Source organism: Aureimonas sp. D3 (assembly GCF_001463805.1).
Taxonomy (GTDB): Bacteria; Pseudomonadota; Alphaproteobacteria; order Rhizobiales; family Rhizobiaceae; genus Aureimonas; species Aureimonas ureilytica_A.
Window position 1 is genome coordinate 1 of record NZ_BBWM01000060.1, and the last position, 16,216, is coordinate 16,216.

At 62.9% G+C, this 16,216-nt stretch carries 23 protein-coding genes; 3 read left to right on the forward strand and 20 right to left on the reverse strand.

The features are described from left to right. The 9 genes from AUL36_RS18605 to AUL36_RS18645 all read right to left on the reverse strand — a co-directional run. On the reverse strand, window positions 1-251 hold a 251-nt coding region (locus tag AUL36_RS18605; protein WP_156418467.1), incomplete at its 3' end, for a hypothetical protein. Beyond that, window positions 251-535 (reverse strand): winged helix domain-containing protein, encoded by a 285-nt coding sequence (locus tag AUL36_RS18610; protein ID WP_062223134.1) that lies wholly within the window; start codon window positions 533-535, stop codon window positions 251-253. The genes AUL36_RS18605 and AUL36_RS18610, both read right to left, overlap by 1 nt. A 256-nt stretch (window positions 536-791) precedes the next feature. After that, window positions 792-1,049 carry a hypothetical protein gene (locus tag AUL36_RS18615; RefSeq protein WP_156418468.1) on the reverse strand — a complete coding sequence of 86 codons (258 nt, stop codon included), beginning with the start codon at window positions 1,047-1,049 and terminating at the stop codon, window positions 792-794. After that, window positions 1,046-1,321: a hypothetical protein gene (locus AUL36_RS18620; RefSeq protein WP_062223138.1), complete on the reverse strand. Its 276-nt coding sequence runs from the start codon at window positions 1,319-1,321 to the stop codon at window positions 1,046-1,048. The genes AUL36_RS18615 and AUL36_RS18620 overlap by 4 nt, the downstream gene beginning before the upstream one ends. After that, complete coding sequence (locus AUL36_RS18625) at window positions 1,321-1,647, reverse strand: hypothetical protein (protein ID WP_244497168.1); 327 nt, start codon at window positions 1,645-1,647, stop codon at window positions 1,321-1,323. The genes AUL36_RS18620 and AUL36_RS18625 overlap by 1 nt, the downstream gene beginning before the upstream one ends. Window positions 1,648-1,755: 108 nt before the next feature. Then, window positions 1,756-2,040 carry a hypothetical protein gene (locus AUL36_RS18630; protein ID WP_062223140.1) on the reverse strand — a complete coding sequence of 95 codons (285 nt, stop codon included), beginning with the start codon at window positions 2,038-2,040 and terminating at the stop codon, window positions 1,756-1,758. Continuing rightward, a complete protein-coding gene (locus tag AUL36_RS24410) occupies window positions 2,040-2,540 on the reverse strand; it encodes a hypothetical protein (RefSeq protein WP_202814766.1) in 501 nt (166 codons plus the stop codon). The genes AUL36_RS18630 and AUL36_RS24410 overlap by 1 nt, the downstream gene beginning before the upstream one ends. A 189-nt stretch (window positions 2,541-2,729) precedes the next feature. Continuing rightward, a complete protein-coding gene (locus AUL36_RS18640) occupies window positions 2,730-2,933 on the reverse strand; it encodes a hypothetical protein (protein ID WP_062223141.1) in 204 nt (67 codons plus the stop codon). Continuing rightward, the gene (locus tag AUL36_RS18645) at window positions 2,930-3,232 is read right to left on the reverse strand and encodes an HNH endonuclease signature motif containing protein (RefSeq protein WP_244497169.1); all 303 of its coding nucleotides are present in this window, start codon (window positions 3,230-3,232) and stop codon (window positions 2,930-2,932) included. Before AUL36_RS18645 ends, AUL36_RS18640 begins: the two co-directional genes overlap by 4 nt. A gap of 376 nt (window positions 3,233-3,608) precedes the next feature. Here AUL36_RS18645 and AUL36_RS23405 point away from each other — a divergent pair, with 376 nt between their 5' ends. Next, window positions 3,609-4,334, forward strand: a complete 726-nt coding sequence (locus tag AUL36_RS23405; RefSeq protein WP_082655932.1) for an HNH endonuclease — start codon at window positions 3,609-3,611, stop codon at window positions 4,332-4,334. 324 nt (window positions 4,335-4,658) lie between these two features. On the opposite strand, the gene AUL36_RS18650 is transcribed toward AUL36_RS23405, so the two are convergent. From AUL36_RS18650 to AUL36_RS18660, 3 genes are all read right to left on the reverse strand, one after another. Next, window positions 4,659-5,066: a hypothetical protein gene (locus tag AUL36_RS18650; protein ID WP_156418469.1), complete on the reverse strand. Its 408-nt coding sequence runs from the start codon at window positions 5,064-5,066 to the stop codon at window positions 4,659-4,661. A gap of 109 nt (window positions 5,067-5,175) precedes the next feature. Next, on the reverse strand, window positions 5,176-5,367 hold the full coding sequence (locus tag AUL36_RS18655; RefSeq protein ID WP_062223148.1) for a hypothetical protein: 192 nt from the start codon (window positions 5,365-5,367) through the stop codon (window positions 5,176-5,178). After that, window positions 5,360-6,016 carry a DUF6456 domain-containing protein gene (locus AUL36_RS18660; RefSeq protein ID WP_062223150.1) on the reverse strand — a complete coding sequence of 219 codons (657 nt, stop codon included), beginning with the start codon at window positions 6,014-6,016 and terminating at the stop codon, window positions 5,360-5,362. Before AUL36_RS18660 ends, AUL36_RS18655 begins: the two co-directional genes overlap by 8 nt. Before the next feature lie 246 nt (window positions 6,017-6,262). Between AUL36_RS18660 and AUL36_RS18665 the strand changes: the two genes are divergently transcribed. Both AUL36_RS18665 and AUL36_RS18670 read left to right on the forward strand, forming a co-directional pair. Continuing rightward, window positions 6,263-6,700 (forward strand): LexA family protein, encoded by a 438-nt coding sequence (locus AUL36_RS18665; RefSeq protein ID WP_062223152.1) that lies wholly within the window; start codon window positions 6,263-6,265, stop codon window positions 6,698-6,700. Then, complete coding sequence (locus AUL36_RS18670; RefSeq protein WP_082655933.1) at window positions 6,697-7,959, forward strand: Y-family DNA polymerase; 1,263 nt, start codon at window positions 6,697-6,699, stop codon at window positions 7,957-7,959. Before AUL36_RS18665 ends, AUL36_RS18670 begins: the two co-directional genes overlap by 4 nt. Window positions 7,960-7,963: 4 nt before the next feature. Here the strand turns inward: AUL36_RS18670 and AUL36_RS23935 are convergent, their stop codons facing one another. The 8 genes from AUL36_RS23935 to AUL36_RS18705 all read right to left on the reverse strand — a co-directional run bounded on the left by AUL36_RS23935 (window position 7,964) and on the right by AUL36_RS18705 (window position 16,204). Next, the gene (locus AUL36_RS23935; protein WP_156418470.1) at window positions 7,964-9,619 is read right to left on the reverse strand and encodes a hypothetical protein; all 1,656 of its coding nucleotides are present in this window, start codon (window positions 9,617-9,619) and stop codon (window positions 7,964-7,966) included. A 224-nt stretch (window positions 9,620-9,843) separates the two neighbouring features. Beyond that, complete coding sequence (locus AUL36_RS18680) at window positions 9,844-10,488, reverse strand: hypothetical protein (protein WP_062223155.1); 645 nt, start codon at window positions 10,486-10,488, stop codon at window positions 9,844-9,846. Beyond that, window positions 10,457-11,515 carry a helix-turn-helix domain-containing protein gene (locus tag AUL36_RS18685; RefSeq protein WP_062223156.1) on the reverse strand — a complete coding sequence of 353 codons (1,059 nt, stop codon included), beginning with the start codon at window positions 11,513-11,515 and terminating at the stop codon, window positions 10,457-10,459. Before AUL36_RS18685 ends, AUL36_RS18680 begins: the two co-directional genes overlap by 32 nt. Continuing rightward, entirely contained in the window at window positions 11,512-12,063 is a 552-nt protein-coding gene (locus AUL36_RS18690) for a hypothetical protein (protein ID WP_062223158.1), read from the reverse strand. The genes AUL36_RS18685 and AUL36_RS18690 overlap by 4 nt, the downstream gene beginning before the upstream one ends. 280 nt (window positions 12,064-12,343) lie before the next feature. Continuing rightward, a complete protein-coding gene (locus AUL36_RS23940) occupies window positions 12,344-12,505 on the reverse strand; it encodes a hypothetical protein (protein WP_156418471.1) in 162 nt (53 codons plus the stop codon). Next, window positions 12,502-15,078, reverse strand: coding sequence for a DNA methyltransferase (locus AUL36_RS18695; protein ID WP_202814768.1), 2,577 nt, complete (start codon window positions 15,076-15,078; stop codon window positions 12,502-12,504). Before AUL36_RS18695 ends, AUL36_RS23940 begins: the two co-directional genes overlap by 4 nt. Beyond that, window positions 15,075-15,452: a hypothetical protein gene (locus AUL36_RS18700; RefSeq protein ID WP_062223162.1), complete on the reverse strand. Its 378-nt coding sequence runs from the start codon at window positions 15,450-15,452 to the stop codon at window positions 15,075-15,077. The genes AUL36_RS18695 and AUL36_RS18700 overlap by 4 nt, the downstream gene beginning before the upstream one ends. Beyond that, entirely contained in the window at window positions 15,449-16,204 is a 756-nt protein-coding gene (locus AUL36_RS18705) for a hypothetical protein (RefSeq protein ID WP_062223164.1), read from the reverse strand. The genes AUL36_RS18700 and AUL36_RS18705 overlap by 4 nt, the downstream gene beginning before the upstream one ends. Window positions 16,205-16,216 lie beyond the last annotated feature (12 nt).

Genomic DNA, 16,216 nt, shown 5'->3' on the forward strand with positions numbered 1-16,216 from the left:
TTTTCTTTGAAGGGGGGTGAAGGGGGGAAACTTTCTTTTTGGGGGGAAGGGGTGTCACGCGTGACACCATCACTGTCACGCGTGACAGAGCGTGACGCGCGGCTCTTGGCCTGCCGAACCCGGTTTCCCTCACGCTTCGCGGCCAGCCGGGTTTCGGCCTCTTCCTCGATCACGGAGACCACGCCGGCAAGCTGGTCGGCAGACAGACCCAAGGCGGCCAGCCTGCGCACCATGTCGGCGTTGACGCGCATCAGCCCTTCACGTCCTCAAGGATCGTCACTGGCGAGCGAAGGACGTACCGGGCGTGCGTTCCCTTGAATTCGCCCCGGTTCGCTTCCTCGATCGTTTCGACGCGAATGCCCTTCCCGCGAAGCTTGAAGATGTAGTGCGACCAGCGCGGGGCCGGCCGATCGATGGGCGTCAGACCGATCATGCCGGCCGATAGGAGGGCTTCGAGCGCCCAGGCGTCACGGCCGACGATGGTGACGGGCTCCGCCGCGTCCCCGACCAGAACGCGAAGCGTGCGCCGGCTCATCGGGTTTGCCCTTCGTGCGCCGGCCGGCCGATGACGGCGCGGGCGGGATCGCATCGGCGGCGGCGGGCGGCGGGCGGGCGTGCGCCATCGCCCCGAGCGAGCGGGTTCATCGTGTTCATGGGTTCGATCCAAAGGGTTCGACACGCGCCGATCGGCGGCGGAGGTCAGGAAGCGTTGCGCCGGCCGAATTCAGGCTCGGGCGCCATATGCTCTCGGGTGGCATTCGAAGGGGCCACAGATGGCCCAGGATGGCCGCTCAGCGCGCCGGTCGTCCTTCGGTTCTCTGACGCTTGCGGGCAGCGTTGAGCTTGTCGGCGGTGTCGAGAAGCGCATAGGCGACTTCCCGCGCAAGCTTGGAGTGGAAGGCGATAAAATGCACCGGGCCGGGACTGTCGCCGGTCGGCGCGTCATCGATGCGAATTTCAGGGTCGCCGCGTCGCGTATGGAACGTGATCCGAATTTCGCGACCGCCGTACTTGGGGACGGTCTCGAGAAGCTTCCGGTTCTCGCTCACCAAGCGTCCCCCTTCGGCGTGCCGTCTTCGTTCTCGCGGGCCGGCCGGCGCGGGCGCTTGTCGGTGCGGGTGTCGTCATAGACCGCCTGAAGCGCGGCGATCAGCAACGGTAGATGCCGGCGCTCGACGTTGAGGGACTGTGCAGGCGTGAACATCTCGTTCCCGTTCGGCCGGCCGTCCAGCGCAACATGGATGCGAGCTTCGGCCCCCTGGAAGTGGCGCGAAACCTTCATGCGAAGGCAGGGGCTCACATGCACCATTCGATAGCTCATCACCGCGCCTTTCCCGTCGCCTTGTTAGCGATGCGCGCCCCTTGAGCGGCAGTCTCTTGCTCGACCAGCCAGCGGGCCAGGGTAGAGGGACGTGCACAAACTTTCCCCCCAATCTTGAACGTCGGAATGTGCCCCGCTCGCACCAGATGGCGAACCGCCGGCGCGGTCATCTTGAGGTGTCTTCCGATTGCGGGAACCCCATACAGAAGGTCGGCGGTTTCTACGTCTTCCATGATGCTCTCCATGTTGCGCTCATGTTGCGCCATGTCGCGCGTGCACAGCGCCAAGCGGCATTCGCTCTTGCGTTTAACCTGCTGAATTCTCATCAATTTTCATCAGTCCGCATTTGGGTAACCTGCGCCCTTCCCTGCGACATAGAAAAGGCCCCTTCCGGGGCCTAATCGTTTGTTTTCATTTGTCTTTTTTCGCGTAAATCAGTATTTTGAGTTCTTCTTGGAGATGAGCAAAAAGTACTCGCGGATCAGGCGCTCGCCCTCGTTCTTATCGTACGCCCCGAAGATCGCGGCGACGAAATCGAACACCCATTGCCCGCAGGCCTCGCCAAAGGTCGGCGATCCCGGTGCATCAACGATGCGCAACTGCTTGAAGATATGCAGCGCGGCATCGGCCTCGTCTTGAAACAGCGGAGGGGACGCGATGAGCGACTGGCGGGCGACAATCCGCTTCTCCCAATCGGGGCAGGCTGTCGACCATTCCATCAGTTCACCGCGAACCCTTTACCTGGGGGCGGAGGCGCGGCGAAGAGGCCGCCCACTTCCTCGGCCTCCGCCTGCCTTTGCGCCTTCTTGCCTTCCGGCGCGTTCGTTTCCGCCAGCGTCTTCAGCGCCTGCGCGATCGTCTTCAGCGTGTTCGCTCGCATCGGCAGCGACACCGCCCGCATCATCGCGTCGCGGCGACGTGGACTCTCGTCACCGGCCGTCGCCTCGTCGATCATGTCTTCGAGCTCACCCTGGCGGGACGTCACGCTGTCCAGTTCGTCCAGCATGCGGTCGGCCAGATCCCGGCCTCTCTGCACGGCGTCGGACGGATCGCTTACGCGCTTCGCGGCGGGCGGGCGGGGCGGGATGATCGTCATTGCGATCACCGCCTTCTTCTTCGGCCGCTTGGGCGCGGCCGCGGGGCGAGACCAGCCGGATGCCTTGGCTTTTTTGCGGATCGCGCCCTCGGTTATGCCGTGCTGGTCCGCAATGTCGCGCACCGACTGCGTACCGGTCCGATAGGCGGCTTCGATTGCACTCCAATCCTTTGTGGCTCTAGGCGTTCGCACGCGTCACCCTGCGTACTGGTACGCACCCTGTTTTTGCATGGGGGGATTAATTCTGCGAATGGGGACCCATGCGGTTGAGCCCCCTACCCGACCGCGGACTTTCGGGCCCCCCACCCTTTGCTATGCAGCTGGTGCGCAGGGTTCCAAGGAAGCCTCGGCCAGCGCCGAGCGGACGTCTTCAACGCGCCTTTTGATCTCGGCCACGTTGGTGTCCGCCGTCTCCGCTTTGCGGTGCAGATGGGCCGCCTCGGTCTCAGCGGTTCTGGCAACGGTTTCGAGATCTCTAAGCGTCTCCTGAAAGATCAGTCTCACCGTCTCGTTCATCGCTTCGCCCTTTCCGCCCTCGCCTGGGCCGTCTTCTTGCTGTGGTGCGCCCCGCAGAGCGCCTGGCCGTTCTCGGGATCGAAGGGCGCGCCGCCATCGCGAAGCTCCACGATATGGTCCGCGAAGAGGCGGTCGGGATAGCGGACCGAGCATCCAGGATGCTGGCAGCACCACTTGGCGCGCCGCATCACCGCAAGCCGCCATTCGCGATGCTCGGGCGTCTGGTAGTGCGGGTCTGCCTCCTTCGGCGGGGGCTTGGCGATCCGCGCGTCCATCGTCGGGATGGAAGGACGAAGCATTCGAACCTTCGCCATATGACTTCGCCCCCTGTGCGATCGAACCCACTTTCGCGCCTTCGGGTAGCAGAAGCATCGATATGCCTCGCACAGGCAGCTCGCCAATTGCTCTGCCAAATTCCGCACCTATTGCGCATTGCTCGGCAAAGCTGATCCGCTCCGGAAGTATTAATGTAACCAGAGCGCCTTCTTCGATCCGTAAGACATGCACCTGCGCCCGAGCATGCTTTATGGAGCATTGACAGATGCAAGAATTATCATCTGGCGGGAAACCATTCCTCATCCCAATTTCCACGATCTCTGCTTGCGTGAAATTCGAGGCTTTCCTTTCTGGTTGTAATGCGCTTCTTTGGTGTGCAGCAACTTGAAAGGTCTAGCGATGCCAGTTACGCAGGGCGCAGGAAATCCTGATTGGACGAAAGAAGAAACACTTCTAGCGCTCGAGTTGCTGGCTCGTCATGATGGCCGCCCCGTAGATCGTGGACACCGCGACGTCATCGAACTGTCTCAGTTTCTTAGGAGGATCAACATCCATCCTATGGACAAACGCCGTGACAATTTTCGCAACGTGGATGGGGTCGCCCTTAAATTACAGAACCTTCTCTCCGCGATTGACCCAAACAGAGGCTTAGCCTCCTCAATCGGAGATCGTCAGGTAGTGAGCGAGTTCCCTCCTACTCGCTATACGGAGCTACGCGAACTAGCGGCCCTTTTACGTTTACGCCTGCAAGACCCAGATCTCGCAATCAGCGTGTCGGACGAAGAAACCTTCACCGAGGGAAAGGTGCTTACTGCTAGGCACCGTTATAGAGATGCCCGTTTGCGAGGTAAACTTCTAGCAAAAATGGCAAATCGTCCGTTGGTTTGCGAAATGTGTGGCCCAGGTGAGCGATTCGAAGATCGTAGCCTAGCAGAAGCACAATATGAAGCGCACCACCGCGTTCCGCTATCTACCGCTGAAGGCGAAGTGACTACAAAGTTGTCCGATATGGCTCTTCTATGCGCATGCTGCCACAGGCTACTTCACCGATTGATTGCAAAAGAGCGACGTTGGGTATCGGTAGAAGAGGCTGCTGAAATTCGTAAGCTGAAGCTCTCGCACTGAGAAAGACGTCCCATACGAAGGTTCGAGCATTTAGGCCTATAGGGGAGACAGGACCGTGCCGGGTCCGTCTCCCCGGCGCATCAACCGCCAGGCCGGGCGTCTCGCCGGCGGGACCATCCCGGCCGGCAAGCTGATCGGGCGCTTCCGGCGCGCCACAAACCGTCAATTGGACATGAAAAAGGCCGGATAAGCGTTTTTGGCGCTTCTTCCGACCGTAGGCCTTTTATGCTCTTAGCGACCCCGCCTGTCAAGCTCTAAAGCATGCTGCGTTTGGGAACCGGCTTTTGGTTGCAAAGTTGCATGGCGTCTGTGGAAGCCGTGCCCTTATGAGCGACCGTTTGGGATGAAATCCTCGCTCATGTCCCTGAGGTATAGGTTGCGTCGATAGTTCATCGTCGCATCGGTCTTGAAATCTTCGAAGTGACCTTCGGTTCGCTTGAGCAGCGTGTCGAAGTCGATTTGGGACAGGGTCGTTTTGAGCCCGTTGTTGGCCCGATATTCATTCAAGTCGGCGAGCGAGAGCGTTCCGTTGAGCTTCGACCTTTCCTCCTGGGTCTCCGGCTTCAGAGCTTCACCGGTGGTGAAAATCGCATGGGTTGTCGGCTTCATCCTATAACCTCCTCGCGAATAGATTTCGGCGATGGAGGTTATCATTCTGGGGCGATCTGCAGACACTCCAAGCTTCTCGCCGCTCGGTGAGCGATTTTGTAGCAGATTTGCGATGCTCGTCATCACACACGCTCCTGTTGGATTCTAAACTATCTTAGGTTGAGGCGCTTGACTGAGCCTTTCGCTGGCTGAGGACGCTTCTTGTGGCGTGTTGGGAGACGGGGAGCTTCACTTATGTTCTTGGGGTTTCGCGCGCCTCACGCTCCGCTTTCCACGCCTCTTTACGCAAGGCGTCGGCGATCTCGGACCGCTCCACGAAGAATGCCTCCGGGTCGCGGCGGGAGACCGTTAGGCGCTCCACGCGCCGGGCCATCTCGTGGAGCATCTCGGGCGACACGCCAGCGGGGGTGAGCGACTTAGCCATCCTTCGCCTTCGGCTTCCCAAGCCCCAACACGTCCGACAACTTGTCCAGCGCGGCCACGAGGCGCAGCTTGCCGCCGCCCTTGCGCACGCCGAGCGTCTTGTCGAGCTCTCGAAGCGAGCGGCCTTCGCCGCAGACGAACCGCACCACCGCATAATCGTCGGGCGTCATCTCCTCCGAGATCGTCCGCAACTGGCTCGACGCCCGGCCCCGGCTGTCCGTGAACGCATCGGGAGCCGATCCGCCATCGACGCGGATTTGCAGGAAGGAGGGCGAGCGCTGCCCGCCCATCATGCGCTCGTAAAGCTGGCGGAACATGTGCCCGGCGCGCGCCTGCCGCGCGTCGATCGATCCCATGTGCTCCAGCCGCACCAGCGGGCTTTCGTTGGAGTTGCGCGCGGCTGTGACGGTGCGCGGATTGTCCGCGCTCTCGCGCGAAGCTTTGGTGAAAGCAGGATTGTCCACCTCGGCCATGCGGATATCGACGCCGAGATTCCGGAACTGGACAGGCTGCCGGGCGCGCTCGCGATAGCGCGCGAACGGAAGCTTGGCGAACGAGCCGCAAGCGATCCGGGGGCTTCGGCCATCGGTCGAGGCATCAAGGGTCTTCGTCTGGCCGGGGGTGAATTCGGCGGGGGTCTTCTCAGGCATGCTGGCCTTGCTCCTCGGCACTGGAGCCGGCCCGTCGGGTAATGCCCGCACATTATGGAGCAGCCCTTTGCGATAATCAAAGCAGATCGTCGGCTTTCTTTCCTAGTTCACAGGCGATTCGCGCTTTTCGGCTGCGACCACGCAACACTTGCCTCCCGCAATCCACAGCGGCATAAGGTATCTATTCCCAAGCAAGCTGTTCCCGTTATGTTCGGTTCACGAACCGAATCGCCGACAGGATCACGCATGCTCCCCAACACCAACCATCCTGTGCCCCTCACCGCCGTCCCACCCGGCTTCCGCTTGCGGGTCGTGGCGTCGGCCGGTGCCGGCTTCCCCTCGCCTGCGCAGGATTGGGAAGACGATGCGCTGTCCCTGATCGAGCTTCTGCGCCTCGATCGCGCGGCGGCCTTCGTGTTTCGCATTTCGGGCTCCAGCATGGCGGACGCCGGGATCAACGATCAGGACATCGTCGTCGTCGATCGGGACGCGAAGGCGCGCAATGGCTCGATCGTCATCGCCATCGTCGAGGGCGGGTTCGTCTGCCGCCAGCTCGTGATCCGCCAAGGCGTCGGCTATCTCGAACCGCGCAACGCGCGCATGAGCTATCCCCTCTGCATCTGCGACGAGACCGTGGAGATCTGGGGCGTCGTGCGCGCCGGGGTGCGGGACTATCAGCGATGACCTGGGCGCTGGTGGACGTCGAGAACTTCTATGTGTCGAGCGAGCGCGTCTTCGATCCGGCCCTGCGCGGCGTGCCGGTTCTTGTGCTGTCCAACGGCGACCATTGCGCCATTGCGCGCTCGGCCGAGGCAAAGGCCTTCGGCGTGAAAATGGGCGCGCCGGTCTTTAAGATGCGCGAACTGATCAAGCGGCACGGCTTCGCACTGCGCTCTTCCAACTATGAGCTTTATTCGGACATGAACCGCCGCTTCAACGCGGTCCTCTCCGAGTTCTCGAACCAGATCGAAATCTATTCCATCGACGAAAGCTGGTTCCGTCTGCCTGTGCGCGCGGACGGGCTGGGTGACATCGCGACCGCCCTCGCCGTCATCGCCAAGGTCAAGCGCGACACCGGCCTGCCGACGCGCATCGGGCTCGGCCCCACGCGCACCCTGTCCAAGGTCGCCAACGGCCTCGCCAAGGCGGGCGAGAAGGTGTTCGGCGGCGTCATTGATCTGCACGACGTCGACCTGCGCCGGCATCTGTTTCGCAATTGGCCCGTGTCCGAGGTCTGGGGCATCGGCCGCGCGCTGTCGGAGCGCCTCGCGCCGCTCGGCATTCGCACCACGGCCGATCTCGCGGCCATGGACCCGCATCAAGCACGCAGCGTCGGCACGGTGGTGCTGGAGCGGCTCGTGCGCGAACTGAACGGCGTCGGCGACGATCAGTTGGTCATCGAGCCCGAAAAGCGCCAAGCGACGGCCGTCACGCGCATGTTCGGCGAGCCGGTCACGACGATCGAGGATTTGCGCGAGGCGATGGCGCGGCGCGCGGCGCGCGCGGCCGAGAAGATCCGCGAGCAGGGGTCGGTGGCCGGCCGGCTGATCGGCTTTGCGCATGGAAACGGCCGCAAGGCGAACGCGCCCTCCTCGCAGCGCTCCTGCCGCCTCTCGCCGCCAACCAACGACACGCGCGTCATCGTGCGCTGGGCGTCCCGCATGGTGGAGAGCATGTGGCAGGAGGGCTGCGTCTACACGAAGTGCGGTGTAATGTTGGAAGACCTGTGCGACATCGGCCGGGAGCAGACGGACCTCTTCGCCGCAACTGACAGCCGAGGCGCGGACCTGATGTCGGTCATGGACGCGGTGAACTCCCGCTATGGACGCGAGACGCTGGCGCTCGGGACGGCGGGGATCGGCGCACGATCGTTCGACACGAAGCGGGCGATGAAGAGTCCCGCATGGACGACACGTCTTGCTGAAGTTCCAGTAGCGCGATGAGAGGCTAGCCCAACGATGCCCCACCGTCTTTTCTATGTTTTCGTCTGACTTCGAGCTCCCCCCACCATGGAAGCAAGTCTACAATCCTATCGCCAAAGGGATATGCGTTTACATCCACTGCATTAGGAAACATTTCTCTATGCACCGCTGATAGGAGATAACCCTCGTACTTCTTACCGATTGCACCTTTTATGGCTTCGAAAAGCGAGTTTTGGGACTGCGTTTGATAGGCAAATTCCAGGTCGTTGCACGGTACGAATTGCACATGGATGCGGTCTTCAAAAGTGATCGACGGGTCCTTTTCGTCCGCCATAGCGTTTGCTTGCTCAAGAACGTTCTGTTGCATGGGCTCAACCATGCTAAGCCAAGTGTCTAAGGTAAGCACCATGCCGCTGATATCCTTTGACCGCTCTCGCCCAGGAACAAGACCTCGGCGCAGATGAGAAGCAAACCGCCAGATTTGAAAAACCCCCTTCACAAGCTCGCCATAACCGCGCGCGGCGGACGCAATGGGGTCTTCAGAGAATCTGGCCTCATAGCTCATTCTTGTCGCTTTGCATTCAACAATCACTGAGACCTTTTCGTTATCGCTAACGATAATATCCGGAGTGTCGATGTCCTTCTTTCCGATCGGTCTGTACTTCCAACTCCTCTCCACTGCAAAACCGCCTAGAGCGATCTGAATGAGATCAAAACAGTATTGTTCGAACCTATCACTAATTTCATTGCGAATATCGGCACCCAAGCCAATCACGTCATAAAAAATACCTGACGACATTCGCGCAGCAAGCAATTCCAGAAGAGGGCAAATGATCCTGTTCTTGGAAATTCCGATTAGGGGAAACTGGCGGAGAATGCTACGCTTATAGGAGGGATGGCCATACCCCGCGCGAATGCGCGCTGTGTACGACCTTGCTTCTTCCAAATCGATAGAAATCTTCGAAAAGACCAACGCTAAGGTTTTCTGACTAACGTTGACTCCCTGCAAATCGAGTGTTTTGGATACGAGAGGCTGCGTGGAAAAGATAGCGATCAGAGCAAAACACGCCCAAATGTAATCAGAAATTGTGCATTCGTATTTATTCTCAAATGCAGCCCTAGACCTTTCTCCTCCATACAAAAATGCCGCTCTATAAAACTGCGGTTTATTGATGTACCCATTTTGCCAATCAAATTGCCTTTGGATTAGACGATGCATTTCCTGAAGAACGTTTATTCGCTTCAATACTTGCCCATCGTATGCATTTTCGTATTTGGATAAGGCATTCATCGAAAGCGACATTGCGCCGAACTCTTTGCATTTCAGGTAGCGAACCCGCTCCCCAGCGCGGGAGTGTGGTTTGGGGGTTGCAAACAACTCATTGATCAACGTCTCGATCCGCCATCTGTGGACCGCATAGGGCGATGTTAAATCTTCCGTCACCGCTTCTTTAGGATAAAATATGTATGGCCTAGCTTCAGAAGCGCGACCACTCTGAAGTGCGTCACAAGACCAACACATCAGCAGAAAATCTTCATCGTTCGCGTATCCGAGCACCGATGCGAGTTTACGCCTGTACAGATCGACACGTGCTCTGCTCATTAAGAAGCTACCCAGATTGCGGACGCGGTTGGCTAAAACGGTTTCAGACGCATTCCAAATAGGTCCAAACTCAAACACAACCTCTTAATGTAGGCCGTTACGTCTAAGTTCACTGCTGCGGAGGCTTGGGCGCCGCCTATTCCGCTAGCCACAGTTCACATTCCAGACGCAGGCTCACTGCTTTAGCCTGTCTCGGTGCTTTGCGGGTTGCCCCATCTACGATCTGGGAATACGCCCGCGCGAATAGCATTTTGCGTTATGAGTGGATGAGCAAAGCTTGACCTGATTATAGCCGCTCATGCTCACTCATCCCGCGCGCCTCGCTCCGCCTTGCGGCGAGCAATGTCAGCGGCCACCCGCGCGCCGGCCGACGTTCCGGTTTCGGATGCTTGCACCCCGGCGCTTCGGTGATGCGCCGCGCCCGCGATCAAGCGGCGCGCTCGGTCACGGACGGCGGCCTTCTCCTCCTCCGTCATCTCCGGCTCGGGCGGGGATGGCGGCTGCTCCTCCAGCGTCAGCAGGCGCTCAAGCCGCGCGCGCTCCAAAGCCCATTCCTTTTCGATGGCGCGCGATAGCTGCGCGATCTCGCCCGGCTGGGGGCGGAACTTGCGGCTGTATTCCGGCGGCGCCTCATCGCGAACGATGCGCTGCACGGCTTCGTAAACGGCCGCCACAGCGCGCCTTGGCAGGGCGATGGCGTAACCATCATAGATGGCCTGATCGGTATTCTTGCGGTCGTTGGCGACGAAGGAGGCGCAGACCTGCTCCGCGATCTCCTCGACAACCCGGCCGCCGTCGTTCGGCACCGTCTCGGCCAGCAGACCGCTGAGCCGGAAGGTCTCGAAGGTGATGACCTGGCGATCATTGGCCGTCAGGCCACGGCCGGCCGGAAACCGGTAGAGGCCAGGGGCGACCTTAACGATCCTCGCCTCCAGCTGGGCCGCCAACGAACCCGCGTCGGCGCCTTGCGGCTGCAGCTGCGAAACGGCCTCCGGTTGGTTCGAGCGCGAAACGGGATGATGCGGCATGGGAAGCGCCTTTCGGGTCGAAGGGGATGATGGTCGTGGCCGGCTCGGCCGATGCAGCGATGCGCGCCGCGAGAGCGGTGCGGCGCTGGAAGGCCTCCAGCACCGGCTCCGCAAAATAGCCCCACCTGCGGATGCCCTTGCCGCGATGGGTCGCGGCGCGGCCCGCAATGGTCGGCAGGATGTCCCGCTCCAGGTCGCAGCCGGCGACGATCCAGCCCAGAACGGCTGATACGTCGCCGAGCGTGCCGGCGGTCGGGTCCATCATGGCCCCGGCGGTCGCCTCGAGGCGATCTTGGAGCGCTGCAAGGTCGGAGCGATCCGCCGTGGCTGGCAGGTTGGGCAGGAACGGCACGGCTTCGACGTTGAGACGAACCGGCGGGACGGCACCCGCTGGCGGTTCCGTCCGGGTCGGCACCGGCTCGGAACGATGGTCGTTTGCAACGTCGCGTGCGCGCGGCTCGGCTCCGATATCGGAAGGGGTCGTTGAAGAAAGGGGTCGTTCCTTATGGGTGCCTCGCTTGAGTGAGGCAGGGGGTGCCTCGCCTGAATGAGGCAGGGGGTGCCTCGCCAGTGAGGCAGGGGGTGCCTCAGCTTCGGCCCGAACGGCATCGGTCCCGAAGTCGGAGAAGAGGTCCAGCTGATCCGCCCGGGCCTGATCGTCGAGGATGACGCGGTAGCGGTTGGCTGCCTGCCCACCGTCCCGGCGCTTTTCATGGCTCACCTCGACATAGCCAGCCGACACGAGCCGCCCGAGGGCGCGCTGAAGCGTCCCGCGCGCGATCCCCAGTTCCTCTGCCATCCGCCCCTGAGAACGCACGCACCAGCCCTTGCGGTCGATATGACGGCCGAGAAGAGCCAACACCTTGAGGTCCGGCCCCTGAAGCGAGGGGTCGGTGACCGCATCGGCTGGAATGATGGCGTAGCGGGGGCCGGCGCGCTTGGTCATGGACTGCTTGCCCCCTGCAACCATTCGAGGGGCATGGAGACGGACGACAGGATTTCGATCTTGGCGTGACCAACAGTGCCCGGCCGGCTGACGCCGCAGAACTCCATGGTCGCCGCACCCGTTAGCTGCGCAAGCTGGACGCGCGAGCGCGTCACGCGCCGCACGTCGAGGCGACCCTCGGCAATGTCGCGCTGGAGCGACGGGCAATGGCGCACGGACACGGCCGCGCACTCGCGATGGAGCAACGGCTCGACCTGTAGGACAGCCGAGCCCTCGGCCGCGTTGAAGCGCACGGACGCGTGCGAGAGCGAGACCTTCGTTCGACCTTTCAGCGGCCGGCCGCACAGGTTGCAGAGATCCCGCGCCATCGCCTGCCGCTGGCGGACCATATGCGGCTTGGCGAAGAGCGGCCGGCCGACGCCGGGCGAAATGGCCTGACAGACAGCCGGCCGCGCACCGGCATAGCGGCAAGGCGCGATCGTCATGGCCTCTTCGCTGGACCAGGAGGCGGTGAAGGGAACGGGGACGTTGCCATAATAGAGGGTCACGATCTAGCGCCCCAAATTGGTGGAGACGGCGTCCAGAGGCCTTCGGCCTTGGCGCACGCGTTGCAGCGGCGGATGCCGCCCAAGAAAGGGAAGTGCAGCGAGGCCCAGCGGCCGCACCGGCAGCGGTCCCATTCCGGCGTACCGAATTGCGGCCCGATTTCGGGCCAGGCTGGCGTGTCAGCAGGGACGCAGGCGATCGGTGAAGCGGCAGCCGGGCGCGCGGCGGGCTTCGGCTTGCGGGCCGTTGGCGGTGGATCGGGTAGGCCGAACAGGTCTGCCATCACGCCACCGCAACGAAGACGGCCACGAAGCCGAAGACGCCGATCGTCATGAGGGTGAAGCCGCCGACACGCCCCATCCAGCGGCGCGCCTCCTCGGCGACGGCGAGACCCGCCCCGAAGGCGGCAACAGACGCGACCAGAATCACGACGGCGGCGGTCATTCCGCAGCCTCCGCATGAGCGTCCAGAAAATCGAACAGGGAGGGAGCGGCGACCTTGTTGGCCTCGGCCTCGACATAGGCGCAGCCGTCCAGGAAATAGCCGGGGTTGAGCTCGATGCCGTAGCCGCGCCGGCCGGCCTTGAGCGCGCGGACCGGGACCGTCATCAGGCCGCCGAAGGGATCGAGCACCAGGTCGCCCGGCGCGGAGAACTGCGCGATGGCGCGATCAACGATATCGAACTGCAGCGGGCAGAGATGCGGCTCGCGGCCCTTCGCCGACTGGCTCGTGTTGAGCGTCAGCATGCGCGCCACGTCCGTCCAGACTTCGGGATGCCAGGAATGCGGCGGCAGCAGCATGAAGGTCGGCGGCAGACAGCCGCGCATCTCCAAGCTCTCGCCGATCGCAACATGGTGCTCGAAGTCGTAGACCGCGCTTTCCGAGAAGGCGCGCCAGCGCTTCCAGACCTCGTCGGCCGCCAGCCCGACCAGTTCGCCCGCCGTCAGAAGCCGGTCGCCGCCGGATCGGTGATAGCCGTGCGCATCGACCTGCCAGCGCGCCCGCGAATAGCCGGGGCCCGACCAGTCGTTCGCCTCGGCAGACCATTCGCGCTTCACCTTGCGCACCGGCTCGTCGGCATAGCCGTTCGAGCGGTCGGTCGGCGCCTTGCGGAACAGGAGGAGATATTCGGGGACGCCGCACCCCATGCGGCTCCCGTCCTTGCACTGCTCGGTCCAGCCAAGCCGGTAGGTCTGATTGTTCTCGCGCACGACGTCGGTCGTGATGGTGACGCGGCCGAGAAAGGCGAAGCCGTGCCGGCGAAAATGCGCGACGGCATCGTCCGAGAAGGGCGAGAGCGTCTGGAAGCCGAAGCCGTTGATGCCGCCCGGCGTGATGCGATCCTTGACGTGGATCGCGGCGACGCGGCCGGGCTTAAGGATGCGCAGCAGCTGCGGCGTCAGGAAGTCCATCTGCCGCCAGAAATGCGCGTCGTCGTCCGAGTGACCGAAATCGTTGTAGGAAGGAGTGTACTCGTACTGAGTCGAGAACGGCAGCGAGGACACGATGAGGCCGACACTATCGGCCGCCATTCGGTTCGTCTCCTCGACACAGTCGGCATTCACGAGAGTGAAGCGCTCGCCCCGCTTCTCAATGCGCTCGCAGCCGATCGAGCGCGCGAGGGTCTTCGCCATGGCCGCTTCCGATAGACCATAGCGCTTGATGAGTTCGGTCATGGTGGCCACCATCTCGTTGTGCTGGCGCCACTTCCTCTGGAGCGTTCGAAGGATCTCGCGTTCGGTCTCGGCGAAGATGATGTGCACCGTGACCGCGCAGGTCTGTAGGAAGCGCTGCAGGCGGTGGATCGCCTGGATGAAGTCGTTGAACTTGAAGCCGATGCCGAGAAACACGGCGGTCGCGCAGTGGCGCTGCAGGTTGCAGCCCGATCCCAGCATCACGGGCTTCGCGGCGAGATACTGAATCTGGCCATCGGAGAAGTCGGCGATGGCCTGCTCGCGCGCGTCGAGGTCCTGGCTTCCGTAGACGCTGACGACGCCGGGAACGGCCGCCTCGATGGCGCGCCGCTCGTCCTCGAGGTCGTGCCAGAGAACCGCATGGTCGGCCGGGTTGGTCGCGAGAATGTCGCGCATGGCGGCGATGCGCGCGCCGAGCGTCTCGCGCTTTTCGCGGGACGCGTCCTGCACCCCGATCGCCGCGCTGCGCAGGAGGATGCCCTGCCCGTCCCGCTCGGTGGACCGGCCGCGCAGGTCGGCCTTCACCTCGTGATAGACGACGTTCAGTTCGGGAAGCTCATAGCCCTCGTCGGAAAAGCCGAGATCGGACGGGCGCTGGATGAACAGCCCCCAAGACGCGACCCACAGCCAGAACTCATCGACCTTGTGCGCGTGCAGGGTGAGCGTGTCGGCCTTCTCCGAGTTGCGCTTGAAGAACCGTGTCTTGGCCTGCCCGACGTCCATCACGCCCAGGAAGGCGGCATAGGCGAGGATCTCGATCGTCTCGTTCGGGCTGGGCGTCGCCGTCGCCACGAAGCGATAGGCGACCCGGCCCGCGCCGCTATCGGCGTCGAAGATGCGCATGAACTCGCGGAAGGTCTTGGTACCGCCGAAGCCGCGCAGGCAGGAGGCCTCGTCGAGGCTGACGATATCGAACAGGCCGACGTCGATCTTGCCGTCGCGCACGCTCTCGTAGTTCGTGAGGTAGAGGCCCGGCTCGGTGATCTCCGCCGACGAGCGCACGAAGCGGATCGGCACGCCCAGCATGGCGGCGTCCTTCACGAACTCCCGGCGCACGCCCAGCGGCGCGACGATCAACGCGCGGCCCGCATTGGCCGTCGCCAGCACCAGGAGGATGCGGCAGATTTCGATCTGAATGATGCTCTTGCCGAGCCCGAAGGCCGCGAAGATGCCGCGCCGGCCGCCCGCAATGGCCCAGCGCACGATGGCGCGTTGGTGCGGCTTGAGCAGCGGATTGATCAAGCTGTCATCGATCTCGAAACCCTGCCGATCGGAAATGCAGGCCTTCGCAGCGAGGAAGTCGGCGTAGCTCTGGAGGGTCATGCCCATGCCCTTTGCTCGAAGGTGAAACAGATGGAGAGGGCGCAGGCGTCATGGGCGCGCAGGACGGCGGCCAGAAGAGCGTTCGCGGGCTCGCGGGCCTCGCCGGCGAAGGCGACGGTCGCGCCGGCCGGCTGGACGGTCGCGCGGTGCCGGTCGCCCGCAACGCGCCGAAGGGTGTAGTCGGCGTCGGGAAACACCTGGTCGAGGATCCCGAACGCCCCGGAAAGATCGCCCGTCAGGCAGCGCACATGCACGAGCCAGACGGGCGTGCGGCCGAGCCCGACCACGTCAGCGAGCCAGTCGAGCAGCGCATGGTCGATCGCGAGATCGGCGCCTTCGGCCAGTTCGAGACGATGGACGAGCGCGGCCGTCATCGCGCGACGACCTCGCCGAAGCCCTTCTGGAAGGGCAGATACGGGAGCGACACGCCGCTGTAGCGCGTGACGAAACCACGCGAGACCGGAGCCACCTGCGGGGCGGCTTGCACGGCTGCCAGTTCAGCGGCTTTGGCCGCGTCACGCTCGACGTCATCGAGCCAGAGCTGCCGAGCCTGCTTGTAGATCTGGCTGGCGGTGACGCAGCGAACGCCGCGTTCGAACCCGGCCGCCGTAAGAGCCTTGAGGATCGCCGGCCCGGTCAGCCCGCGACGCGCGCCCTCAGTAATGATCTCGCTTTCCTTGGCGGACCACGGGCGCGTCGTGCGCGGCCGGAGCGCTAGGCCCCTACCCTCGCGATAGGCCGCAGATTGGTTGATCGTCGTCAGGGAGGGGCTGCCGCAGCCCTTCGCTTGCAAGGCGTCTGCGATCTGGTCCAGCGAAGCGCCAGCCTTGGCCTGCGCATAGACGATCTGGTCGAATGTCGTCGTGAAGGTCGGGGATGCGGCCGCCTCCTTCGCTGCCTTGGCGCGCAACGACGCATCGCGGTTGATCCCCACGGCCTTCTTGCGCGCCCTGTCATAATCGACACGCCCTTCACGGTAGGCGCCGGACGCGCCGACGACAGACGCGGAGCGGATATGCCCCGCGTCCTTCAGCTTGCGCATGATGGCCGTGCAGCCGAGCCCGGAGCGCGCGCCCGAGCGGATGATGTCGTTTTCAACGTCTTGGAACGGGCGGCGCGTGGCCATGGCGGGCTCCTT

Bases quoted from the DNA above. Each gene is read 5' to 3' on its own strand.
- AUL36_RS18610 (WP_062223134.1), bottom strand. From the start codon at position 535: ATGAGCCGGCGCACGCTTCGCGTTCTGGTCGGGGACGCGGCGGAGCCC.
- AUL36_RS18620 (WP_062223138.1), bottom strand. From the start codon at position 1,321: ATGAGCTATCGAATGGTGCATGTGAGCCCCTGCCTTCGCATGAAGGTT.
- AUL36_RS18625 (WP_244497168.1), bottom strand. From the start codon at position 1,647: ATGAGAATTCAGCAGGTTAAACGCAAGAGCGAATGCCGCTTGGCGCTG.
- AUL36_RS18630 (WP_062223140.1), bottom strand. From the start codon at position 2,040: ATGGAATGGTCGACAGCCTGCCCCGATTGGGAGAAGCGGATTGTCGCC.
- AUL36_RS18640 (WP_062223141.1), bottom strand. From the start codon at position 2,933: ATGAACGAGACGGTGAGACTGATCTTTCAGGAGACGCTTAGAGATCTC.
- AUL36_RS18645 (WP_244497169.1), bottom strand. From the start codon at position 3,232: ATGCTTCGTCCTTCCATCCCGACGATGGACGCGCGGATCGCCAAGCCC.
- AUL36_RS23405 (WP_082655932.1), top strand. From the start codon at position 3,609: ATGCCAGTTACGCAGGGCGCAGGAAATCCTGATTGGACGAAAGAAGAA.
- AUL36_RS18650 (WP_156418469.1), bottom strand. From the start codon at position 5,066: ATGACGAGCATCGCAAATCTGCTACAAAATCGCTCACCGAGCGGCGAG.
- AUL36_RS18655 (WP_062223148.1), bottom strand. From the start codon at position 5,367: ATGGCTAAGTCGCTCACCCCCGCTGGCGTGTCGCCCGAGATGCTCCAC.
- AUL36_RS18660 (WP_062223150.1), bottom strand. From the start codon at position 6,016: ATGCCTGAGAAGACCCCCGCCGAATTCACCCCCGGCCAGACGAAGACC.
- AUL36_RS18665 (WP_062223152.1), top strand. From the start codon at position 6,263: ATGCTCCCCAACACCAACCATCCTGTGCCCCTCACCGCCGTCCCACCC.
- AUL36_RS18670 (WP_082655933.1), top strand. From the start codon at position 6,697: ATGACCTGGGCGCTGGTGGACGTCGAGAACTTCTATGTGTCGAGCGAG.
- AUL36_RS18685 (WP_062223156.1), bottom strand. From the start codon at position 11,515: ATGACCAAGCGCGCCGGCCCCCGCTACGCCATCATTCCAGCCGATGCG.
- AUL36_RS23940 (WP_156418471.1), bottom strand. From the start codon at position 12,505: ATGACCGCCGCCGTCGTGATTCTGGTCGCGTCTGTTGCCGCCTTCGGG.
- AUL36_RS18695 (WP_202814768.1), bottom strand. From the start codon at position 15,078: ATGACCCTCCAGAGCTACGCCGACTTCCTCGCTGCGAAGGCCTGCATT.
- AUL36_RS18700 (WP_062223162.1), bottom strand. From the start codon at position 15,452: ATGACGGCCGCGCTCGTCCATCGTCTCGAACTGGCCGAAGGCGCCGAT.
- AUL36_RS18705 (WP_062223164.1), bottom strand. From the start codon at position 16,204: ATGGCCACGCGCCGCCCGTTCCAAGACGTTGAAAACGACATCATCCGC.